Raw genomic sequence first — 18,699 nt, 5'->3', positions numbered from 1 at the left:
TCCGCCTGCTTCCTGAATGCCGCAGGCGATCATCTCCGTTTTTTGCACAGAATCAGAGTCTCTGGGGCATGACGGACTTCTCCACTTGGCGTATGGTGCGGGCCATGACCAGCCACACAGATGCAGACCTTCTGGCTCTGGCCGCCCGTCTGGCGGAAGAAGCCGCGGAGATTATCCGCACCATCCGCGCCCGCGGGTTTGAGACACTGACCAAAACAGATGCCTCGCCCGTGACCGAAGCCGACCACGCAGCGGAAGCCCATATCCTCAAAGGATTGCGCTCTGCCGTGCCGGATATTCCCGTCATTGCGGAAGAAGAAGTGGCATCCGGCCTGCGGGGGGCGGTATCCCCTTCCTACTGGCTGGTGGACCCGCTGGATGGCACGCGGGAATTTGCGGCCGGACGGGATGATTTTACCGTTAATATCGGGTTGGTGCGTGATGGGCGCGCCGTGCTGGGCGCCATGGCCCTGCCCGCTTACCATCAGCTTTATACCGGCGGCATCAACGCGCCTGCGGAACGCAAGGACCGCACGGGCACACACCGTATCCATACCCGTACGCCACCCGCAGAAGGCCTGAGTGTTCTGGCATCACGGCATTATGCGGATGACCCTCGGCTGGCCGCCTATCTGGGTGAGCGCCGCATTGCTTCTATCGGGAATATCGGCTCCGCTGTGAAATTTGCCCGCGTGGCCGAAGGGGCTGTGGATTTTTACCCTCGCCTCGGCCCGACCATGGAATGGGATACCGCAGCACCCCAAGCTATTGTAGAAGCCGCCGGCGGGCATATCACCCAGTTGGATGGCTCCCCTCTACTTTATGGCAAGCCGGACTGGAAAAATCCGCCTTTCCTCTGTACCGGAACGCTGTAGTTTCCTCCTTCATCGGGCCTCTGGCGCTACGGCTTTCCCCTTACACGCCAGAAAAGCCTGAACTCTGTTAAAAGATAAGCTCCCCAGCTTTTAGGGGACTTGAGAGCGTTAGACGGACCTGCATGACCCTGCGCCTTGCCGCCACACCTTCCGGCCTTGAAACCGCCGCCCGCATTCTGCGGGACGGAGGGCTTGTGGCGTTTGGAACCGAGACCGTTTACGGCCTTGGTGGGGATGCCACACAGCCAGCAGCCGTCGCCCGTATTTTCGAGGCCAAGAACCGACCCCGCTTCAATCCGCTCATCAGCCATTTCGCCACGGCGGAAGCTGCATTTGAGCAGGTTGTGGCCACCCCTCTGGCGCGCAGGCTGGCTCATGCCTTCTGGCCGGGGCCTCTTACCCTGGTTCTCCCCCGCGCCTCTACCAGCACAGTGTCTGATCTTGCGGCTGACGGGCTGGAGTCCCTTGCTGTGCGGGTGCCTAAAGGAGAGAGCGTACAGGCCTTATTGCGGGCTGTTGGGCGTCCTGTTGCCGCACCGTCTGCCAACCGCTCCGGCCGTATCAGCCCCTCTGATGCCAGCCATGTTCTAGAAGAACTGGAAGGCCGGATTGATGCCGTGCTGGACAGTGGCCCGAGTCAGGTAGGGTTGGAAAGTACGGTCCTTGACCTCACGGCAGAAGGCCGCCCAATGCTACTGCGCCCCGGTGGGATTCCCGCCGAAGCTCTGGAAGAGATTTGCGGTCCCCTCGCCTACCCGGAAAGCGAGACCGAGACTGCGCCCGCTTCTCCCGGCCGAATGCTCTCCCATTACGCGCCTGCCCTGCCGGTGCGCCTGAACGCACTTTCTGTCAGCCCCACGGAAGGATTGCTGGCGTTTGGGCCAACCCCTCTTGCCGGAGCTGGAGCCGTCTGGAACCTCAGCCAGACAGGCAATCTGGAAGAAGCTGCGGCGCGCCTCTTTTCCGGCTTACGATATCTAGACAAACAAGGGGCCTTACTGGGCCTGACGGGAGTAGCCGTACAGCCTGTGCCTGCGCATGGTCTGGGCCTTGCCATTCAGGACCGTCTGCGCCGCGCTGCAGCACCCCGGCCAGCACTTTGAGCCATCCATGAGCACATTTGACCCCAAAGAACTCAAAATTCTCTCTGATATTCTGGCGCTGGTGCTGGAGGATCAGCCCGGCCAGTCCGCCACTGCTCTGGAAGCTATCAAGAACCGCGCGCGGCGCAACAACATGACCGGTGGGGCACTGAAAAATCTGTTTCAGGCCATAGCGCCTGATCCATCTCAGGCCCGCACCACCACCCGCAGCAGCCGAGCCTCCCGCACCACCACACCTATGGATGAGCACCGCACTCAGTTGCGGCAGATGGCGGAAAGCATCAACAAGCTGGATCGGGATCTGCGTTCAGCCCGCGCACAGAACGAGACCCTGAAATCTCAACTCTATCTGACACAGCAGGCCAGAGCGGAAACCCTCGCATTGCTCTCGCAGGCGCAAACCGATGCTCGCTATCCCCGCTTGATGATTATCTTCATGGCCGTGGGGGCTGGGTTACTGAGCGGTATTGCCGGGACGGAAGTATTCCACCTCTTTCAACACACCGTCTGCAATGCTGCGGACAATGCACGTTATCTTTACTGAGAAAATATGCTGTAGCGCTTTTCCAATGCCATACATCATCTGATTTTACAGTCCTGAGCCTTTTCCGCCCCCTTTCGTTGGGTCCTGTTTCCACACAAGGTCTGCCTATGCCTGATACGTCTCTGCCCCCTACCCTGCACGATGCCCTTGCAAACCTGTTGGGGCCTGCCGGTTTCCTGACCGATGCAAGCGACACCGCTTCCTTCTGCATGGACTGGCGGATGCTGTATCATGGTCATTGTGCCGCCGTGCTGCGGCCTGCTACCACCGAAGAGTGTGCAAAAGCCGTTGCTTTATGCGCCGAGCACAACGTGCCTATGGTGCCTCAGGGCGGTAACACCAGCATGGTAGGCGGCGCCACACCAGATGAAAGCGGTAAGGCAGTGGTGATCTCCACCACCCGTATGACGCGCATTCTGAACATTGACCATGCTGATCTGACCATGACGGTGGAAGCGGGTGTTACGCTCAAGGCTGCACAGGATGCCGCTTGGGCGGAAGACCTGTTGCTGCCTCTTTCCATTTCCTCAGAAGGATCAGCCGACATTGGCGGCATTCTGGCCACCAATGCCGGCGGCAACAATACCGTGCGCTATGGCAATGCCCGTGAACTGGCCCTGGGGCTGGAGGCGGTGCTGCCGGATGGGTCTGTGCTGAATCTGATGCGCAAACTGCGCAAGGACAATACAGGTTATGCCTTACGGCAGTTGCTGGTCGGGTCAGAAGGAACGCTAGGGCTTATCACGACCGCCGTCATCCAGCTTCAGCCCCGCCCCCGCTCGCGTGAGACAGCGCTATGTGCTGTGGCCGATGCCAAGAGCGCTCTAGCTTTATTCGCGGCCTTCCGCAAGCAGGACCCTGCGGCCATTCAGGCTTTTGAATATATGTCTGGCACCAGCATGGCACTGGTGAACAGCCTGATTGAAAGCTGCCCACTCCCCCTATCAGAGCCCGCGCCAGCTTATGCCTTGGTGGAACTGGCCAGCCCGCGCGAAGATGAAAGCCTGCGCACCCTGATGGAAGATGTGCTGGGGCAGGCGCTGGAAGACGGACTGGTAACAGATGCCGTTCTGGCGGAAAGCGAAACCCAGCGCCAGAATATCTGGATGATTCGCGAAGAACATGCAGAAGCCCAGAAACGAGCTGGCGCTTCCGTTAAAAATGACGTGTCTGTGCCGCTTGCGGCCATTCCCGCGTTTCTTGAAGACGCCACAAAGGCCTGTGAAACCCTGATCCCGGGCATAAGGGTTGCGCCTTTTGGGCATATTGGAGATGGCAACATCCATTTCAATCTGGTGCAGCCAGAAGGAGCAGACCCCAAAGCCTTTCTCGCGCAGGATCACGCCATAATGGATACGGTAGCGGAAATTGTGCGCAAACTCGGCGGTTCGTTCTCGGCCGAGCACGGTGTGGGGCAGTTGAAAACCTACATGATGCCGTCTTGGCGCGGTGGCGCGGAGCTTGAAACCATGCGCAAGATCAAGCTGGCACTGGACCCGAAGAACCTGATGAACCCCGGCAAGATCTTCCCGGCACATTAAGAAAGCACCCTCCTGAAGCCTGTTTCACCGGCTTCAGGGGGCTTCTGCTCAAGACATAACGGGTGAGAAGAGCGGGTTACTTGTTACGGGAAAAGAAATCCATTTCCGGACGCCGCAGAGCTGCCAGTTGCAGTAGAAACGCTGGCAACATGATCAGCCCCAGTTCCGGCCCCATCAGCACCACGGCGCCAAGGGTAAAGAGCGGGGCTATGCGCCGCTCAACCACGGCAGCACGCGGGCTACCGCATGCAAGCACAGAGCACAGGCCGCCAACGGCGATCATGATAGCGGCTGAAATGGCACGGAAGGGATGACGCAGGACGTTAGGCGTCAACCCTCCCATCACGCTATCAAGTGATGACATATCGGACGACCATCCGGCCAGACCGAACAGGAAGGTGAACGGCAGCACAAGCACGCCGAACACATCCTTCAGCAACAATAGAAAACCCATAACCAAGGGGGGCAGCAACACAAAGGCTACCCCAACCGCAGCATCGGCTATCAAGAAGACAAGAGCGGGGGTTACGGAAGCATTTTTCATACCCCGCACCCTAAGCCAAAATATGGCGAAATGTTAGTTAGTCTTTCCACCATTTCACGGGCTGAGGCTCTTCCACATCCAGTTCCTCTTCCCGCACTTCGTCCGCCATGGCGTAGTCCTCAACCGGGCGGGTACGGGGGCGGCCACGCGGGCGCGCTTCCGCTTTTTTGCGAAGCTCTTCTTTCTCTTCTTCCAGCGCAGCAATCTCGCGCTGGACGCTGCGCAACTCCCGCGCGTGCTCCGCCAGTTCAGCTTCACGCTGTTGCAGCTTTTCTTTCAGTTCACGCACCATCAGATCAGCATGAACCTGACGGGTTTCCATGCTCTTTTGTGCGTTCTGCAACGCTTCTACCTGCTGTTCTGCTTCTTCAGCTCTCAGTTTTTCCTCTGCAAGCTGGCGGCGCAGTTTGGAAACTTCACCATTTTCTTCATCGGTGAAGTGCAACGCGCGTGACGTTGACATCTTGCCCGGCATGGCTAGCGTGCGGGGTTTGGTGCGGGCCAGAGAATGTTTCTCGACCTGTACATCACCATCTTTTACAAAACGACGACGTTTGCCCTGCGCAGCTTCGGCAGAAGGCCGTGCGGTTTGTTGCGGCCGCGGACGGGAAGAAGACCCCAACCGCTCCAAAGCGTTACGGAGGGATGCTTCCTCAAATGCTTCGTCCTGACTTTTTTCAGCCACGGGCGTTGATAAAAAGGACGGTGTCTTCATGAATTCGGAAGTCACTCTGCTTTATACTTTCCTGACTCTGCAAACAGTTACCTGAGTTTTCCACATACACGATGCTTCCAGAACAAGTCTGAAAATATCAGGAAAAATCATAAGCTACTCTTTTTGCCTTTGGCGGGCAGATAAAAACCCAACAGGCTACATGGGATATAGTGGCGAAGAAACATTCTGCACTTTTTTACGCTGGCAGAATCTTTTCTTTCCAAAGTTGCTCTAACACATCTAATTGCTATTTCCAACACCGTCAGAACACAAGAAAAAACTTTTCCACCCGCGCTCAGATCATATGCGCCATACCCTAAGATCACATTCCATTACTTTTGCGTCATTACAAAAGGAATGAACCAAACTTGAGCTGCATTCTTCAGATACTATTAATTTTCATTTAATATTCACAATAAGAATGAATAGCCAACCTTAACCAGGCGTCCAGAGAATATCGTCCTGACCATCCGCATTAAAATGACGCGCCAGAACGAAGAAATAATCAGAAAGTCTATTAAGAATTTTTAAAAGTTCAGGATTCACAGTTTCCTGCTGGGCCAGCGCCACCACGCGCCTTTCCGTTGTGCGGACCTGCGTTCGCGCCAGATGCGCCCATGCTGCGGCAACACTGCCTCCCGGCAAAACAAAACTGGTCAGCGGGGCCTGTTTCTGCCGCAACTGCTCAATCCAGCCCTCAAGATGCACAACGACCTGTCCGGTTACTCGTCGTGCCTTTTCGGTTTTAGGACCATCTGGCTGACACAAATCCGCTCCCATATCAAAAAGCAGATTCTGCACCCGCTGCAATTCCTGACGAACAACACACCCCGCCTTGGTCTGTGTCTGTAACAGACCGACAACAGCATTCAGTTCATCCAGACAGCCCATAGCTTCAATCCGCGCGCTACTTTTGGAAACACGCTGACCATCACCTAACGAGGTTTGTCCGGCATCTCCACCGCGCGTAACAACGGTATCTATTCGTATGCTCATGTATTCTGCCCTTGATTGGTGAAGCCGGTGACACATCTACCTGACTGCGCCCCCCAGCCTGCATTGCGCTACGCGGCATCAAAACTGCTTCTCTCGCCTTATGCCGCAGCTATTTGCCTGTCTCTTTAAAAAGATAAAACGGTTCGCGCAAAACCAAATGCCGCCAGATCGGTTTTTCTGTTTCCGACCGCGCACGATATGCTTATAGAAAACCTATCATGCTATTTTCTCCTGTTATCCCCCGTGTGTGGCGCATCTGTGGCGCACTGTTTGCTGGTACCGGCACCATAATGGGGGCGCTGATCGCCCACATGCCTGACGCGCGCTTTGGCGTGGGAGGACGCGCCATGGCGCACGGTGCCATGGAAATGCAGATGTGGCACGCGCTTGCGCTGCTAGCGCTTGGCCTGACCGCAACCCCAAAACCAACCCGCTTACTGGCCATTGGCGGATGTGGCTTACTGCTTGGCACAGTGTTGTTTTGTGGCGGCGTTTATTATACCGCTTTTTCCGGCCATCACGCAGCCCACATTGCTCCTACCGGAGGCAGTATTCTTATCCTGTCATGGCTTTGTCTGGCTCTTGGATGGGCATTACGCGCATGACCCAGATCATTCATGGTGCATGGCTTGCACCAGAAGGACTTGAAACTGTTCTGGAGCAGGATCTGGCGCGTCGTGGGGTGACAATTGACCGCTGGCACGGTCAACTGGCTCTTTCTGCCCAGCCATCTGTTTTTTCACCTTGGGCGCTGGATATATGGCAGGAGCCGGAACGTGTGTCCATCACCTCCATTCGCAACGCATCGGAAATTCTCCGTGCTCGTCAGCGCAACTGGAGCCTTTACGCAGCAGACTGCTTCCGGCGTGCAGCGCTGATAGAAGAGCGGCTTCCCCCTGTAAAAGCCGCACCAATCACCTTCCCCACAGCACCCCCCACAAGCCCATTAGGTGCATGGACGCTGCTGGATGCCAATACGCTTCTGTTTTCCGCCCGCAAAAGCAGCCCTTTTGTAAATGGTACGCCACATTTTATAGAAGACCGCATCGGGCCGCCTTCCCGTGCCTATCTGAAATTGTGGGAAGCCTGTACACGCCTTGGCCAGTGGCCTCAGCCGGGTGAAACCTGTTTTGACCTTGGCGCTACCCCAGGCGGTTGGACATGGGCCATTGCCATGCTTGGTGCAAACGTAACTGCCATTGACCGCGCACCACTAGACCCGCGTGTAGCGGCTATGCCCACCGTTACCTTTCAGCAAGGCAGCGCCTTTGGGCTGGAACCTGAGGAGATGCCTGAAGCAGACTGGGTATTTTCAGATATTATTGCTTATCCAAAGCGGCTGCTGGCTCTCGCAACCCGCTGGATTAACGCGGGCCGTGCCAAGCACCTTGTACTGACAGTGAAATTTCAGGGCGAAACAGACCACGAAATTGTTGCCGCTTTTGAAGCCATTCCCGGGGGCAGCCTCGCACATCTGGCACAGAATAAACATGAGCTGACATTTTTCTGGACCAAACCTGCCGCCTGATGTCCGCTCATCCTGCACCCACGTGAAACGCTCCCCTGTTCACGTTGCACGGCTGGCAGAACGCATTATGACGTAGGCTTGGAGACTATTTCATCACCAGAAAAACATGGTGGCTCATGCCCTTGCTTCAGGCTCCCTGCCCCAGCACCACCGCGCTCCACGTGGCGCGGCAACGCGCCCTGCACCAGATACACGAACAAGGCCGCCTGTTTTCAGACCCTCTTGCCTTGCCCATTCTGGGAGAAAACGCGCGAACTCTTGCTTTTTCTGAAAGGGAAATCGCCAAGACCCGGTTGCGCCATTTTGTGGTCGCCCGCCAGCGCATTGCGGAAGATGCCTTAAACAAAGCCGTTGAACACGGTATGCGCCAAGCCGTTATTCTGGGAGCCGGACTGGACACATTCGGCATCAGAAACCCTTTTGAAACTCATGACCTGCGCGTTTTTGAAGTTGATGAACCCCATATGCAGGCATGGAAGCGCGAACAGATTGGAAAACTGGGCCTGCCTGTTCCCCCATCCCTGACATATGTGGCTGTCAATTTTGAAACGGAAAGCCTTAGCCAGAAACTGGGAAAAGGAGGATTCGACTCAAGCCAGCCCGCTTTTTTCGTCTGGCTTGGCGTGATTCCCTATCTCACGCGCTCTGCCATCACTGCCACGCTAGATTTTATTGGCACTCTTCCGCACGCAAACGTGGTGTTTGATTACAATGAGCCTGTTTCCAATTATACCGGCCAAGACCGTGAGAAGACATTGGCACGGGAACGCGCCGTGGCCGCTCTGGGGGAACCGTGGCACTCGCGCTTCCAACCGGAAGAGATAGCCTCCTTGCTCCGCAACTCAGGTTTTACACACATCACGGACCGAGACCGGTATGATCTGGCAGCCTATTTTGGCAGTACTATTCCTCGGCCAGAGCAGCGGCAGGCGAGTGCACACGTTCTGCATGCGTGGCGATAAAGCTCAGGAACGGGTGAACACTTTCTCCCCTACCCGCACCAGCACAACAGCCACCAGAAAACATAATAGCATTAAACCAGCAGCAATCATCTGCTGTTGTTGCGTCACGCCCCCAGCAGCCAGTGTCTGCAAAATACTGGCCCCCGCATGCAGACCCGTTACCTGATCAAGCCACGGCAGGATTCTGAGCAGTTCGCGCAGCAGCGCAATAAGCAGCACCGTCAACGCTACGGTGCTGGCTGTTTTAATAAGGGTCTGCTTCAAACTGCCCGATACAGCCAAAGAGGGTTTTTCTTTACGCATTGAGATCCTTGAAATCAGCATAAACTGTCATCAGGCACACCGTGCCTCCCGCTTAGTGGGGTACGGTCTGGCCTTTCTTGCGCATTTCCGCCTGATGCCGCTTGATGGACGTTTTAAAGCCCGGAAGGTCGGTTGCGGTCAGTGTGTCCACATAGGTTCCGTTTTTCCAGATCCATCGGTCGGAACTATCCACCATAATATCCCGCATACCACCATGCTTGGTGGGCAGCAGGCTGATGGGGCCGCTGACAGAATCCAGAATTTTGGTCCAGTTGCTGCCACGCTTCAGATACACATCTGTTGAGCATCCTGCTGACCCGCACAAGCTGGCCGATTGTACCTGCACAAACAACGCAATATTTTTGCCATCGGGAGAAAGCGGGGCAGAGCCAATCAGTATCAAAGGGGTTTCATGGTGCCGGGCAGCGGCTGCCAGATCATCCGTATTCAGTTTACGGGCCTCGGCATCCAGTCCACTTCCCGGCTGGTGAGTCAGGATAACGGGGTCTCCTCCTTTCTGCACCGTGCTGTGGCTCCGCTTTGCAGCATGCGCCAGAGAGGGAGCAGCTAGCAACAATACCCCTGCAAGGGCATGGCCCAGAATGAAAGAACGGTTCAAGGTTGCGATCCCTCCGCAAGCTGTGGAACATCTGTTTATCATGAATACTCACGCTCAAAATATGATCGACACCACCACACCGGAACACCCACGCCCCGGCCTGTACCGACATTACAAAGGGGGACTGTACACCGTTATTTGTGTCGGACGCCACAGCGAGACTGAAGAATGGCTTGTCACCTACCGCAGTGAAGCGCTGGGCAGCTATTGGGTGCGGCCCCTCAGCATGTGGCAGGAGCATGTAAACGGCACACCACGCTTTACCTTTATTGAATAAAACAGACCAAAATAGTTACGAAATCAAATCATTAAGTAACCTTTGTTTTCTTTATTCAAACAACAAATCAGCTTCCAGATAACACAGCGCTGAAAATGCACTGCATTCAGGCGGGAACCTTTTCTCAAAGGGTGCGTTTTTATTGCCTGTAACGACATTATAGTTTTTATCAGGAGCGAAACATGATTTCCAAACGCACCATTACTTTCAGCGCCGCCCTTCTTACTGGCGTTCTGGCCATTTCACCTGTGCTGGCTCACGCTGAAACCATTTCATCCGAAGGCCATTTTGCCGCTCAAAAAGCTGCGGGCGCAGAAGCCACGGGTGGGGTGCGTGCAACGCTTGAAACGCGCAATAATCAGCTGAGCTACACCATTACGTGGAATAACCTTTCAGGCCCCGTTGTGGCGGCAGAGCTTCTGGCTGCCAAATCTCTGACGGATACGGCGGACAAGGTGGAACCTCTGAAAGGGCCGTTCACGTCTCCTCTGAGTGGCACCATTACGCTAAGCGCGGATGAAATTGAGCAGTATCGCAATGGTCAGCTTTACATCAGCCTTGGCACGGCAGCGCATCCGCACGGGGAAGTGCGTGCGCAGCTCACCCCGGCAGGTGGCGCTTCCAGCAGCAAGTAATCTCTCACCACCAAGCACGAAAAAAGGGGCCTGACGGCTATGTCAGGCCCTTTTTTATATCCCGTCCAGACTGACGGAACGCAAAGACGTCTGAAACTCAGCTTTCCTGCGCTTTCACGGTTGCAATCAGTTCGTCCACAATATCCGGGTCGGCCAACGTGGAGAGATCTCCCAGCCCTTCCAGGTCATGCGCGGCAATCTTGCGCAGCAGACGCCGCACGATCTTGCCTGAACGAGTTTTTGGCAGATCGCGCACAACATATATTTTTTCCGGCACGGCGTAGCGCCCTACGCCTGCGGCTACAGCGGTATTCACAGCGGACGGGTGAAAAACACCCTGTTCACGGGGTACCACAAATACCACTAACCCCTGTCCTTTCAGGTCATGAGGGATGCCAACAGCAGCACTTTCCACAACTTCATGGTCTGTGGCTATGGCATCTTCAATTTCTGCCGTGCCAATTCTGTGGCCCGAAACATTAACCACATCATCCACACGGCCGGTTATCCAGTAATACCCATCTTCCTCTCGCCGTGCGCCGTCCCCAGTAAAGTAATGACCCGGACAGGTTGTAAAGTAAGTCTGCCGGAAACGGTCATGATCCCCCCAGATGGACATGGCCTGACCCGGCCAGGATTGGGCCATGCACAGCAGGCCCTCACCCGCACCAGTGACTTCCTTACCCTGCGTATCCAGCAGCACAGCCTCCACGCCCGGCAAAGGCCGCGCAGCCGCACCGGGGCGAGGAACCACACATCCGGCCGCAGCCGTAATCATCACGCCGCCGGTTTCAGTCTGCCACCAGGTATCCACCACAGCGCAGTGGCCTTTGCCCACTTCATCATGGAACCAGTGCCATGCCTCCGGGCTGATCGGCTCGCCCACTGTTCCCAGAATCCGCAGGCTTTTGAGGGAACGGCTCCGCACAACGGCTTCATCTTCACGCATGGCCGCTCTTACAACCGTGGGCGATGTGTAAAAGACAGTCACACCGTTCCGGTCAATCACATCCCACCACTGCCCGGGCTCTGGCCATGACGGCAGACCTTCATACACCATAATGGTCGCGCCATTGGCCAACGGGCCATACACCACATAGGTGTGGCCGGTAATCCAACTGACATCCGCTGTACACCAGAAAATATCGTCTGGTTTGTAGTCAAACACCACAGCATGGGTAAATGCGGCCCAGGTCAGGTAGCCGCCCGTGCCATGCACCAACCCTTTGGGACGGCCGGTGCTGCCAGAGGTATAAAGCAGAAACAACGGGTCCAGAGCATTCATGCGCTCTGCCGGGCAATCTGCGGCTTCCTTCGCCACTTCCTCCGCATAACGCAGGTCGCGCCCGGGCTGCATGGGCACGTCTGCCCCGGTAACAGGCACCACAAGCACATGCCGCACAGCACTGGCTGCGCCACACCGTGCAATGGCCTCATCCATTGTCGTCTTGCTGGGAATACGCTTGCCACCCCGGCGCGCAACATCGGCCGTCAGCACCACAACGGCGGCACTATCAGTCAGACGTTCGGCCAACCCTTCGGCTGAGAAACCGCCAAACAGCACCACATGCACAGCACCCACGCGGGCACACGCCAGCATGGCGATGATCCCTTCCGCCACCATAGGCAGATGAATGGCGACACAGTCCCCTTTTTTAACACCCAGCCTGCGCAGAACATTGGCCAACCGGCAGACACGTTCATACAGGTGCCGGTAGGACAACACTTCCCGCTGGCCGGCTTCCTGCCCTTCCCAGATCAGGGCTGTTTTCTCCGGCTGTGTGCGCACATGGCGGTCCAGACAGTTTTCTGAAGCGTTCAGAAATCCGTCAGCATACCACTCTATGCGAACATCCTGTGTGAAGTCCGAGCGGGAGGCCTGCGTGGGCGGGGTTTGCCATGTCAGGCGGCGAGCCTGCTGAAGCCAGAAGACTTCAGGATTTGTGTGCGCTTCCCGCACCATGCCATCATATTGCCCGGCAGACAGCGTTGCGCCACCGGGGGTTACAAACGCGTCTGACACGTTCTCCCGCCCTTTCTTCTTGTTTTGCCGCTCGAGACCCAATGTTCGAAGCCGAAACGGTTTCATCACATTAACGCGATTGGGGAAAGGTATGCCGCCCGATACGGCCAGATTAAACTTGGTTTATAATAACAAGAAAAAAGGCCGACTGCTTTGCGCAGCCGACCTTCCCCCTTTTTACAACTCTTACCCTACAAGGCCTGAACCCGCAGGAAAGACCTGAGAACCTGTGTCTTACAGTGCAGCCTTGGCGCGAGACAGAACTGCCGCGCAGGTTTTCTGGCGCACCGGAATGCTGGATGTTGCAATGGAATAGGTCTTGCCATTGGCCTGAAGCTGCCCGGCTGTGCCACGGGCGTAATACATGTTGCCTTCCTGGCCATCCGGCACGGCGTTGGTCTTCTGGTTGTAAGACTGCAGCACCTTGAAGCCATCATCATAGTCAACATAGTTGCCCTGGGTGCAGTAGTTCAGCAGCCCGGCCACTTCAACCGGATTGATGGACCCCACATAACCGGACAGATCGGCATCTGTCTGGATAGCGCCTTTGCCACCGGCTTCAGCCTGTTCACCACCCTTGGAAACCGGAGCAGGGGTATCGGCAGCGTGAGCAAACACAGGCGCGCCAGCCAGCATTGTTGTAACAGCAAGCGCCGACAGGGCACGTACGGAAATCAGTTTCATTCAGAATCTCCCTAGCGGAATAAGCGCCAAACTGCCCTGCAAACCACAGAAAGATCAAGCCAGCCCTCTGCGCATCTCAAGCATGGCAGACCTCAGATATCACTCAGCTTTTTCTGTTCAGGCACCCCTATTTCCCCTTCACGCCAGGCCAATATCGGGCACGATACGCCTGCCTCACGAAAAGCCTTGTCGCCCCGGCAGACAAACCAGCCACTCCCCTTTCACGCTTGATTTATGGAAAACGTAATGTGCTCACCATCATTTTCCGGGTTTTCATTGCACTATAAAAACACATCAACACGAGGGCCCATGCCCCTCCATGATAGGGTGGCGGGCCTCCCTCCTGCGCTTCCTACAGGGAGGCTTCCGGCGGCCCTTCCTCCCTCCTGCCTAATCCTTATCAAACGACTGTTCACGATATAGTGACCAGAGATAACACCGGTGCCTCCTTCGGCTGCCCTGCCAAACGTGTCTTCCTGCCAGCCCATGACACGCCCTCCCACGGTCCTCTTTTCGTTTCCATGACGAGACGGGTTGGCATAACAGATGGACGCTCTCTATGATGGAGACGCATGTTGCTGATCTATTTTCTGGAGCTCTGCACGGATGTTGCCTGCAAGTCTTTTTGTCAAAACGGAATTTGCAGGCCATGGCACGGCGTCTGAAACCATTTGCGCGGCGCTGCGGAAGGCGATTCTCAATGACACATTGGAAGCCGGACGCGCCCTGCCGCAATCTGAACTGGCAAACGGGTTTGGTGTCAGCATCATTCCGGTCAGGGAAGCGCTAAAACATCTGGAAGCTGAAGGGTTGGTGGCCTTTCTGCCCAACCGCGGCGCAACCGTGGTGGGCATGAATGAAGCGGATATTCTTGAATATTCGCATATCCGCGCCCTGCTGGAAGAACAGGCGGCAGGCGAGGCCGTGCGGAACATGACCCGCGTGGATCTGGCCCGTATAGAAGATGCCTACGAAGCTTTTGTGGAAGGTGTCAGCGGCCCTGATGGCGCCATAAAATCAGGTGCACTGAACCGAGCCTTTCATAATGCAATCTACGCCGCCGCAGGCAAGCCGCGTCTGCTGGAAATGATTGATGATCTGCACAACAAGCTGGACCGCTATATCCGGGGCCACCTTCGGATTGAAGGGCGCAAGGCCACGACGGATGAAGAACATCTGGCTATTCTGGAAGCCTGCCGCACGCGGGATGCAGATCTGGCTGCACGCCTGACCCGTACCCATATTCTGGAAGCGGCCAACATCTCCGTTGAAGTCTTCCGCGCCAAAACACCGCACACCAAAGCCAGCTAAAAAACACCCCCTACCCGACATTGGCAAAGCGCGCACATGCGCTCTGCCCCTTTCTCTCCGGCTGATCATTCCTTTCAAAATTCGCCCGTTTTAGACCGTGCGCAGTTACCCATGCCCTGCGCCCGGATGCCCCGTTCTCCCTGCTGCTCACATAGAGAATATATAATCTTGCAAATCATATATTATCGTGCGAAGGACGAAAAACGTTATGGAGCCAAAACTTCCTGAGTCTGAAGAACGGGAAGCGCAGGCTCGCCACATGCCGGAACAGAAGCCCATGTCAGTGTATGACACTTTCGCCCCCGCGTTTTCTTCCCGCACGCCCCTGCGCAAGGCTATTGTTGAGGCTATTCGTAAGCCCGAAGCCGAGTGCGTGCACGCTCTTACCCCGGCCGCAACGCTTACCGAAGCACAAAGCCGCGCCACCACCACTCTAGCTACCGGTCTGGCTGAAAAGCTGCGCGCAGAGCGCAACCCCGGCTTGGTGGAAACCCTTGTACAGGAATTCTCCCTCTCTTCTACTGAGGGTGTGGCTCTGATGTGCCTGGCCGAAGCGCTGCTTCGCATTCCTGACACTGCCACACGAGACGCCCTGATTCAGGACAAGATTGGCGAGGGCGATTGGCTGGCCCATGCCTCCCGTGGCCGCCCGCTCTTTGCCAATGCGGCGGCATGGGGGCTGGCGCTGACAGGCGGACTGGTGGCCGAGCGGGACGAGAAAGATCTGGCAAGTGCATTGCTGGGCTTTGTAAACCGCGCCACCAAGCCGGTTATCCGCAAAGCCGTTGATGCCGCCATGCGCCTGATGGGCGAGCAGTTCGTGCTGGGCGAAACCATTGAACAGGCCCGTAAAAACAGCACAAAGCTGGAAGAGATCGGTTTTTCCTATTCCTATGACATGTTGGGAGAAGCCGCCTTTACCGCACAGGACGCCAACCGCTACCGGCAGGATTACATCAACGCCATTCATGCCATTGGCCGCAGTGCCAAAGGCGCAAATGTGTATGAACGCCCGGGCATTTCCATCAAGCTTTCCGCCCTACACCCGCGCTACGCCCGCGCACAACGCGAACGGGTTATGACAGAATTGCTGGCTGTTGTGCAGGAACTCACCCTGCTTGCCCGCAGCTATGACATTGGCATCAATATTGATGCGGAAGAAAGCGAAAGACTGGATATCTCGCTTGATCTGCTGGAAGCGCTTTGCCAGACCCCCGGCCTGGAAGGCTGGAACGGCATCGGCTTTGTGGTGCAGGCTTACGGAAAACGCTGCCCATACGTGCTGGACTTCATTATTGACCTTGCACGCCGCACCAACCGCAGGCTGATGGTTCGGCTTGTTAAAGGCGCTTACTGGGACAGTGAAATCAAGAAAGCACAGGTCGATGGCCTATCTGATTTCCCGGTTTATACCCGCAAGAGCCACACAGATATCAGCTACATTGCCTGCGCCCGCAAACTGTTGACCGCACGGGATGTTATCTTCCCGCAATTTGCCACCCATAATGCCCGCACGCTTTCCACCATCTATACTCTCGCAGATGAAAAGTTTGAGATTGGGTCATATGAGTTCCAATGCCTGCATGGCATGGGCGAACCCCTTTACAAACAGGTTGTGGGGGCGGACAAACTTGGCCGTCCGGCCCGTATTTATGCCCCGGTAGGCACACATGAAACCCTACTGGCCTATTTGGTGCGTCGTCTGCTGGAAAACGGTGCCAACTCATCCTTTGTGAACCAGATTGGCGATGAAACCATTCCTGTGTCCGCTCTGGTAGAAGATCCGCTCGAAACTGCCCATAGCTTTACACCTTACGGCGCATCTCATTCTGAAATCCGTAAACCCGCAGAGCTATTTGGTGAAGAACGCCGCAATTCCACAGGAACGGATCTGGCCGACGATCAGATTCTGGCCTCCCTTGCGGAAGGCTTGAAAAACGCACCAGAAACATGGAAAGCGGCACCAATCATCACAGGTCAGAAGCCCAAAGGCACAGCCATGCCTGTTACCAATCCTGCCAATCGTCAGGATGTTGTGGGTTCCGTGGTGCTGGCAACGCCGGAGGTAGCCAAAAAAGCTGTAACAGCAGCAGAAAAAGCCAAAAAAGCGTGGGCAGAAACACCAGCTTCTGCACGGGCGGATATTCTGGAAAAAGCATCTGACCTTCTGGAAGCCCGGCAGGATGAGCTATTGGCTCTGCTTTCCCGTGAAGCAGGAAAATCCCTGCCCAACGGTATTGCGGAAGTGCGTGAAGCAGTAGACTTCCTCCGCTATTACGGGGCAACCGTCCGCCGGGAATTTGATAATAGCACCCATGTGCCCCTGGGCAGTGTGGTCTGTATCAGCCCCTGGAACTTTCCGTTAGCCATTTTCACCGGCCAGATTGCCGCAGCACTGGCTGCGGGCAACGTGGTGCTGGCCAAACCGGCAGAAGAAACGCCCCTGATTGCCGCACTGGCCGTTGGTGTCCTGCACGAAGCCGGTGTGCCTGCTGGCGCACTGCAACTGCTGACCGGTGAAGGAGATATTGGCGCAGCACTGGTCGGGGATGAGCGCATCTCCGGCGTGATGTTCACCGGCTCCACCGTTGTTGCGCAGGCCATCAATCGCCAGCTTGAAACCCGCCGTACCCACAGGGGCCAACCCGTACCACTGATTGCGGAAACGGGTGGCCAGAACGCCATGATTGTGGATTCTTCCGCACTGGCCGAGCAGGTTGTAGCCGATGTTGTGGCCTCAGCCTTTGATAGCGCAGGCCAGCGTTGTTCCGCCCTGCGTCTGCTCTGCGTGCAGGAAGACTGCGCTGACCACATTCTGACCATGCTGCGCGGTGCCATGCGGGAGTTGAGCATGGGGAACCCTGCCCTGCTTTCAACCGATGTGGGCCCGGTGATTACTGCAGAAGCTGCCGAAGGCATCACCAAGCATATTGAACACTTCCGCCAGAAAAAAGCGTCCGTTTTTGCTCTTGATGTGCCCCAAGCCTGTGCCAATGGCAGTTTTATCCCCCCCACGCTGATTGAAATTGCCAATGTGCGAGAAATGGGTGCGGAAGTGTTCGGTCCCGTGCTGCATGTGCTGCGCTATTCCCGCAGCAAGCTGGATCAGCTTTTGGCCGACATCAACTCAACGGGTTACGGCCTGACCTTTGGCCTGCATACACGCATTGAATCGACCGTGCAGCATGTTCTCTCTCATGTTGAGGCGGGCAATCTGTACGTAAACCGCAACACTATTGGTGCCGTGGTAGGTGTGCAGCCCTTTGGTGGACGTGGGCTTTCAGGCACCGGCCCCAAAGCCGGTGGCCCGCTGATCCTGCGCCGCCTGTTGGCGCAGGCTCCGACCGCGCCACACCTGATGCGTGGCCGCGTTCCCGCCGCCATGACAGCCTGGACCGACTGGTTGCGTGGCCAGGGGGAAAGCACTTCAGCCACAACAGCCGCCTCTCTTACCCGGCTACCTCTGGTGGGTGGAGAAATAGCGCTACCCGGCCCGGTAGGCGAGAAAAACCTTTACAGCCTGACACCACGGGGCAATGTGCTATGTATCCCTACCACCAAAACAGGGCTGTATAACCAGATCTCTCTGGCGCTCAGCGGCGGGAATACAGCGCTCATTCTGGCCGATGCCTCAATTTCAAGCTGGTATATCAGTCTGCCAGACGCAATCCGCACCAAAGTGAAGCTGGTTGCAAGCGCCACGGCAGAACCATGCGCCATTGTGCTCAGCGAGCGTGATGACGCCGCCTTTGCCGCAGCCCGGCAAGCCTTGGCTGGCAGCAACACCGCCCCCATTGCTTCCTCATGGATTACGGGCAATGAGCTGCCTTCTGCTGAATGTGTTCTGGAAGAACAATCCCGCAGCATCAACACAACTGCTGCCGGAGGAAACGCCAGCCTCATGACGCTCGGCTAAGGCGGAGAGTGCTTAAAAGTAAGAAACTGAGATGCAGAAAAAACCTTTCTGTATCTCAGTCTCTCCTCTGGCCTCCGATAAACAATTTTTTCCTGCCAGACCTGTTTTCAAACACAACACAGC

The 18,699-nt window shown here is 56.2% G+C and carries 18 protein-coding genes; 11 read left to right on the top strand and 7 right to left on the bottom strand.

Annotation, left to right across the window (positions count from 1 at the left end; translation table 11 throughout):
- Positions 1-104 precede the first annotated feature (104 nt).
- From cysQ to QWU00_RS13715, 4 genes are all read left to right on the top strand, one after another.
- Positions 105-875 carry a 3'(2'),5'-bisphosphate nucleotidase CysQ gene (gene cysQ / locus QWU00_RS13730; protein WP_176364827.1) on the top strand — a complete coding sequence of 257 codons (771 nt, stop codon included), beginning with the start codon at positions 105-107 and terminating at the stop codon, positions 873-875.
- Positions 876-997: 122 nt separating this feature from the next.
- Positions 998-1,978, top strand: a complete 981-nt coding sequence (locus QWU00_RS13725) for an L-threonylcarbamoyladenylate synthase (RefSeq protein WP_035381012.1) — start codon at positions 998-1,000, stop codon at positions 1,976-1,978.
- A 7-nt stretch (positions 1,979-1,985) separates the two neighbouring features.
- A complete protein-coding gene (locus QWU00_RS13720) occupies positions 1,986-2,522 on the top strand; it encodes a hypothetical protein (RefSeq protein ID WP_035381014.1) in 537 nt (178 codons plus the stop codon).
- A 107-nt stretch (positions 2,523-2,629) separates the two neighbouring features.
- Positions 2,630-4,063: an FAD-binding oxidoreductase gene (locus QWU00_RS13715; RefSeq protein WP_035381016.1), complete on the top strand. Its 1,434-nt coding sequence runs from the start codon at positions 2,630-2,632 to the stop codon at positions 4,061-4,063.
- A 76-nt stretch (positions 4,064-4,139) separates the two neighbouring features.
- On the opposite strand, the gene QWU00_RS13710 is transcribed toward QWU00_RS13715, so the two are convergent.
- From QWU00_RS13710 to QWU00_RS13700, 3 genes are all read right to left on the bottom strand, one after another.
- A complete protein-coding gene (locus QWU00_RS13710) occupies positions 4,140-4,607 on the bottom strand; it encodes a hypothetical protein (protein WP_035381100.1) in 468 nt (155 codons plus the stop codon).
- 37 nt (positions 4,608-4,644) lie between these two features.
- A complete protein-coding gene (locus QWU00_RS13705) occupies positions 4,645-5,337 on the bottom strand; it encodes a hypothetical protein (protein ID WP_231551800.1) in 693 nt (230 codons plus the stop codon).
- Between the two features lie 420 nt (positions 5,338-5,757).
- Positions 5,758-6,318: a cob(I)yrinic acid a,c-diamide adenosyltransferase gene (locus QWU00_RS13700; protein WP_035381020.1), complete on the bottom strand. Its 561-nt coding sequence runs from the start codon at positions 6,316-6,318 to the stop codon at positions 5,758-5,760.
- 218 nt (positions 6,319-6,536) lie between these two features.
- Here QWU00_RS13700 and QWU00_RS13695 point away from each other — a divergent pair, with 218 nt between their 5' ends.
- The 3 genes from QWU00_RS13695 to QWU00_RS13685 all read left to right on the top strand — a co-directional run bounded on the left by QWU00_RS13695 (position 6,537) and on the right by QWU00_RS13685 (position 8,808).
- Positions 6,537-6,923, top strand: a complete 387-nt coding sequence (locus tag QWU00_RS13695; RefSeq protein ID WP_052051412.1) for a DUF423 domain-containing protein — start codon at positions 6,537-6,539, stop codon at positions 6,921-6,923.
- Complete coding sequence (locus tag QWU00_RS13690) at positions 6,905-7,846, top strand: SAM-dependent methyltransferase (RefSeq protein WP_086641161.1); 942 nt, start codon at positions 6,905-6,907, stop codon at positions 7,844-7,846. The genes QWU00_RS13695 and QWU00_RS13690 overlap by 19 nt, the downstream gene beginning before the upstream one ends.
- 116 nt (positions 7,847-7,962) lie before the next feature.
- Positions 7,963-8,808 (top strand): class I SAM-dependent methyltransferase, encoded by an 846-nt coding sequence (locus tag QWU00_RS13685; RefSeq protein WP_035381022.1) that lies wholly within the window; start codon positions 7,963-7,965, stop codon positions 8,806-8,808.
- Positions 8,809-8,811: 3 nt separating this feature from the next.
- Here the strand turns inward: QWU00_RS13685 and QWU00_RS13680 are convergent, their stop codons facing one another.
- Together QWU00_RS13680 and QWU00_RS13675 are read right to left on the bottom strand one after the other, a co-directional pair.
- The gene (locus QWU00_RS13680) at positions 8,812-9,111 is read right to left on the bottom strand and encodes a hypothetical protein (protein ID WP_035381024.1); all 300 of its coding nucleotides are present in this window, start codon (positions 9,109-9,111) and stop codon (positions 8,812-8,814) included.
- Between the two features lie 52 nt (positions 9,112-9,163).
- A complete protein-coding gene (locus QWU00_RS13675; RefSeq protein WP_035381026.1) occupies positions 9,164-9,730 on the bottom strand; it encodes a hypothetical protein in 567 nt (188 codons plus the stop codon).
- Positions 9,731-9,770: 40 nt separating this feature from the next.
- On the opposite strand from QWU00_RS13675, the gene QWU00_RS13670 reads away from it, so the two are divergent.
- Together QWU00_RS13670 and QWU00_RS13665 are read left to right on the top strand one after the other, a co-directional pair.
- Entirely contained in the window at positions 9,771-10,007 is a 237-nt protein-coding gene (locus tag QWU00_RS13670; RefSeq protein ID WP_179946511.1) for a DUF1653 domain-containing protein, read from the top strand.
- Between the two features lie 182 nt (positions 10,008-10,189).
- The gene (locus tag QWU00_RS13665; protein WP_035381028.1) at positions 10,190-10,642 is read left to right on the top strand and encodes a CHRD domain-containing protein; all 453 of its coding nucleotides are present in this window, start codon (positions 10,190-10,192) and stop codon (positions 10,640-10,642) included.
- Between the two features lie 97 nt (positions 10,643-10,739).
- On the opposite strand, the gene acs is transcribed toward QWU00_RS13665, so the two are convergent.
- On the bottom strand, positions 10,740-12,665 hold the full coding sequence (gene acs / locus QWU00_RS13660; RefSeq protein WP_081939083.1) for an acetate--CoA ligase: 1,926 nt from the start codon (positions 12,663-12,665) through the stop codon (positions 10,740-10,742).
- 234 nt (positions 12,666-12,899) lie between these two features.
- A complete protein-coding gene (locus QWU00_RS13655; protein WP_006560090.1) occupies positions 12,900-13,349 on the bottom strand; it encodes a DUF2501 domain-containing protein in 450 nt (149 codons plus the stop codon).
- Between the two features lie 606 nt (positions 13,350-13,955).
- Here QWU00_RS13655 and QWU00_RS13650 point away from each other — a divergent pair.
- The gene (locus QWU00_RS13650; protein WP_035381030.1) at positions 13,956-14,660 is read left to right on the top strand and encodes a GntR family transcriptional regulator; all 705 of its coding nucleotides are present in this window, start codon (positions 13,956-13,958) and stop codon (positions 14,658-14,660) included.
- Between the two features lie 259 nt (positions 14,661-14,919).
- On the top strand, positions 14,920-18,576 hold the full coding sequence (gene putA, locus QWU00_RS13645; RefSeq protein ID WP_231551806.1) for a bifunctional proline dehydrogenase/L-glutamate gamma-semialdehyde dehydrogenase PutA: 3,657 nt from the start codon (positions 14,920-14,922) through the stop codon (positions 18,574-18,576).
- Positions 18,577-18,699 lie beyond the last annotated feature (123 nt).

The organism is Acetobacter tropicalis (assembly GCF_030644465.1).
In the GTDB taxonomy this organism is placed as follows: domain Bacteria; phylum Pseudomonadota; class Alphaproteobacteria; order Acetobacterales; family Acetobacteraceae; genus Acetobacter; species Acetobacter tropicalis.
The sequence above is the reverse complement of the archived record's forward strand: the minus strand, read 5'-3'. Positions and strand labels throughout refer to the sequence as shown.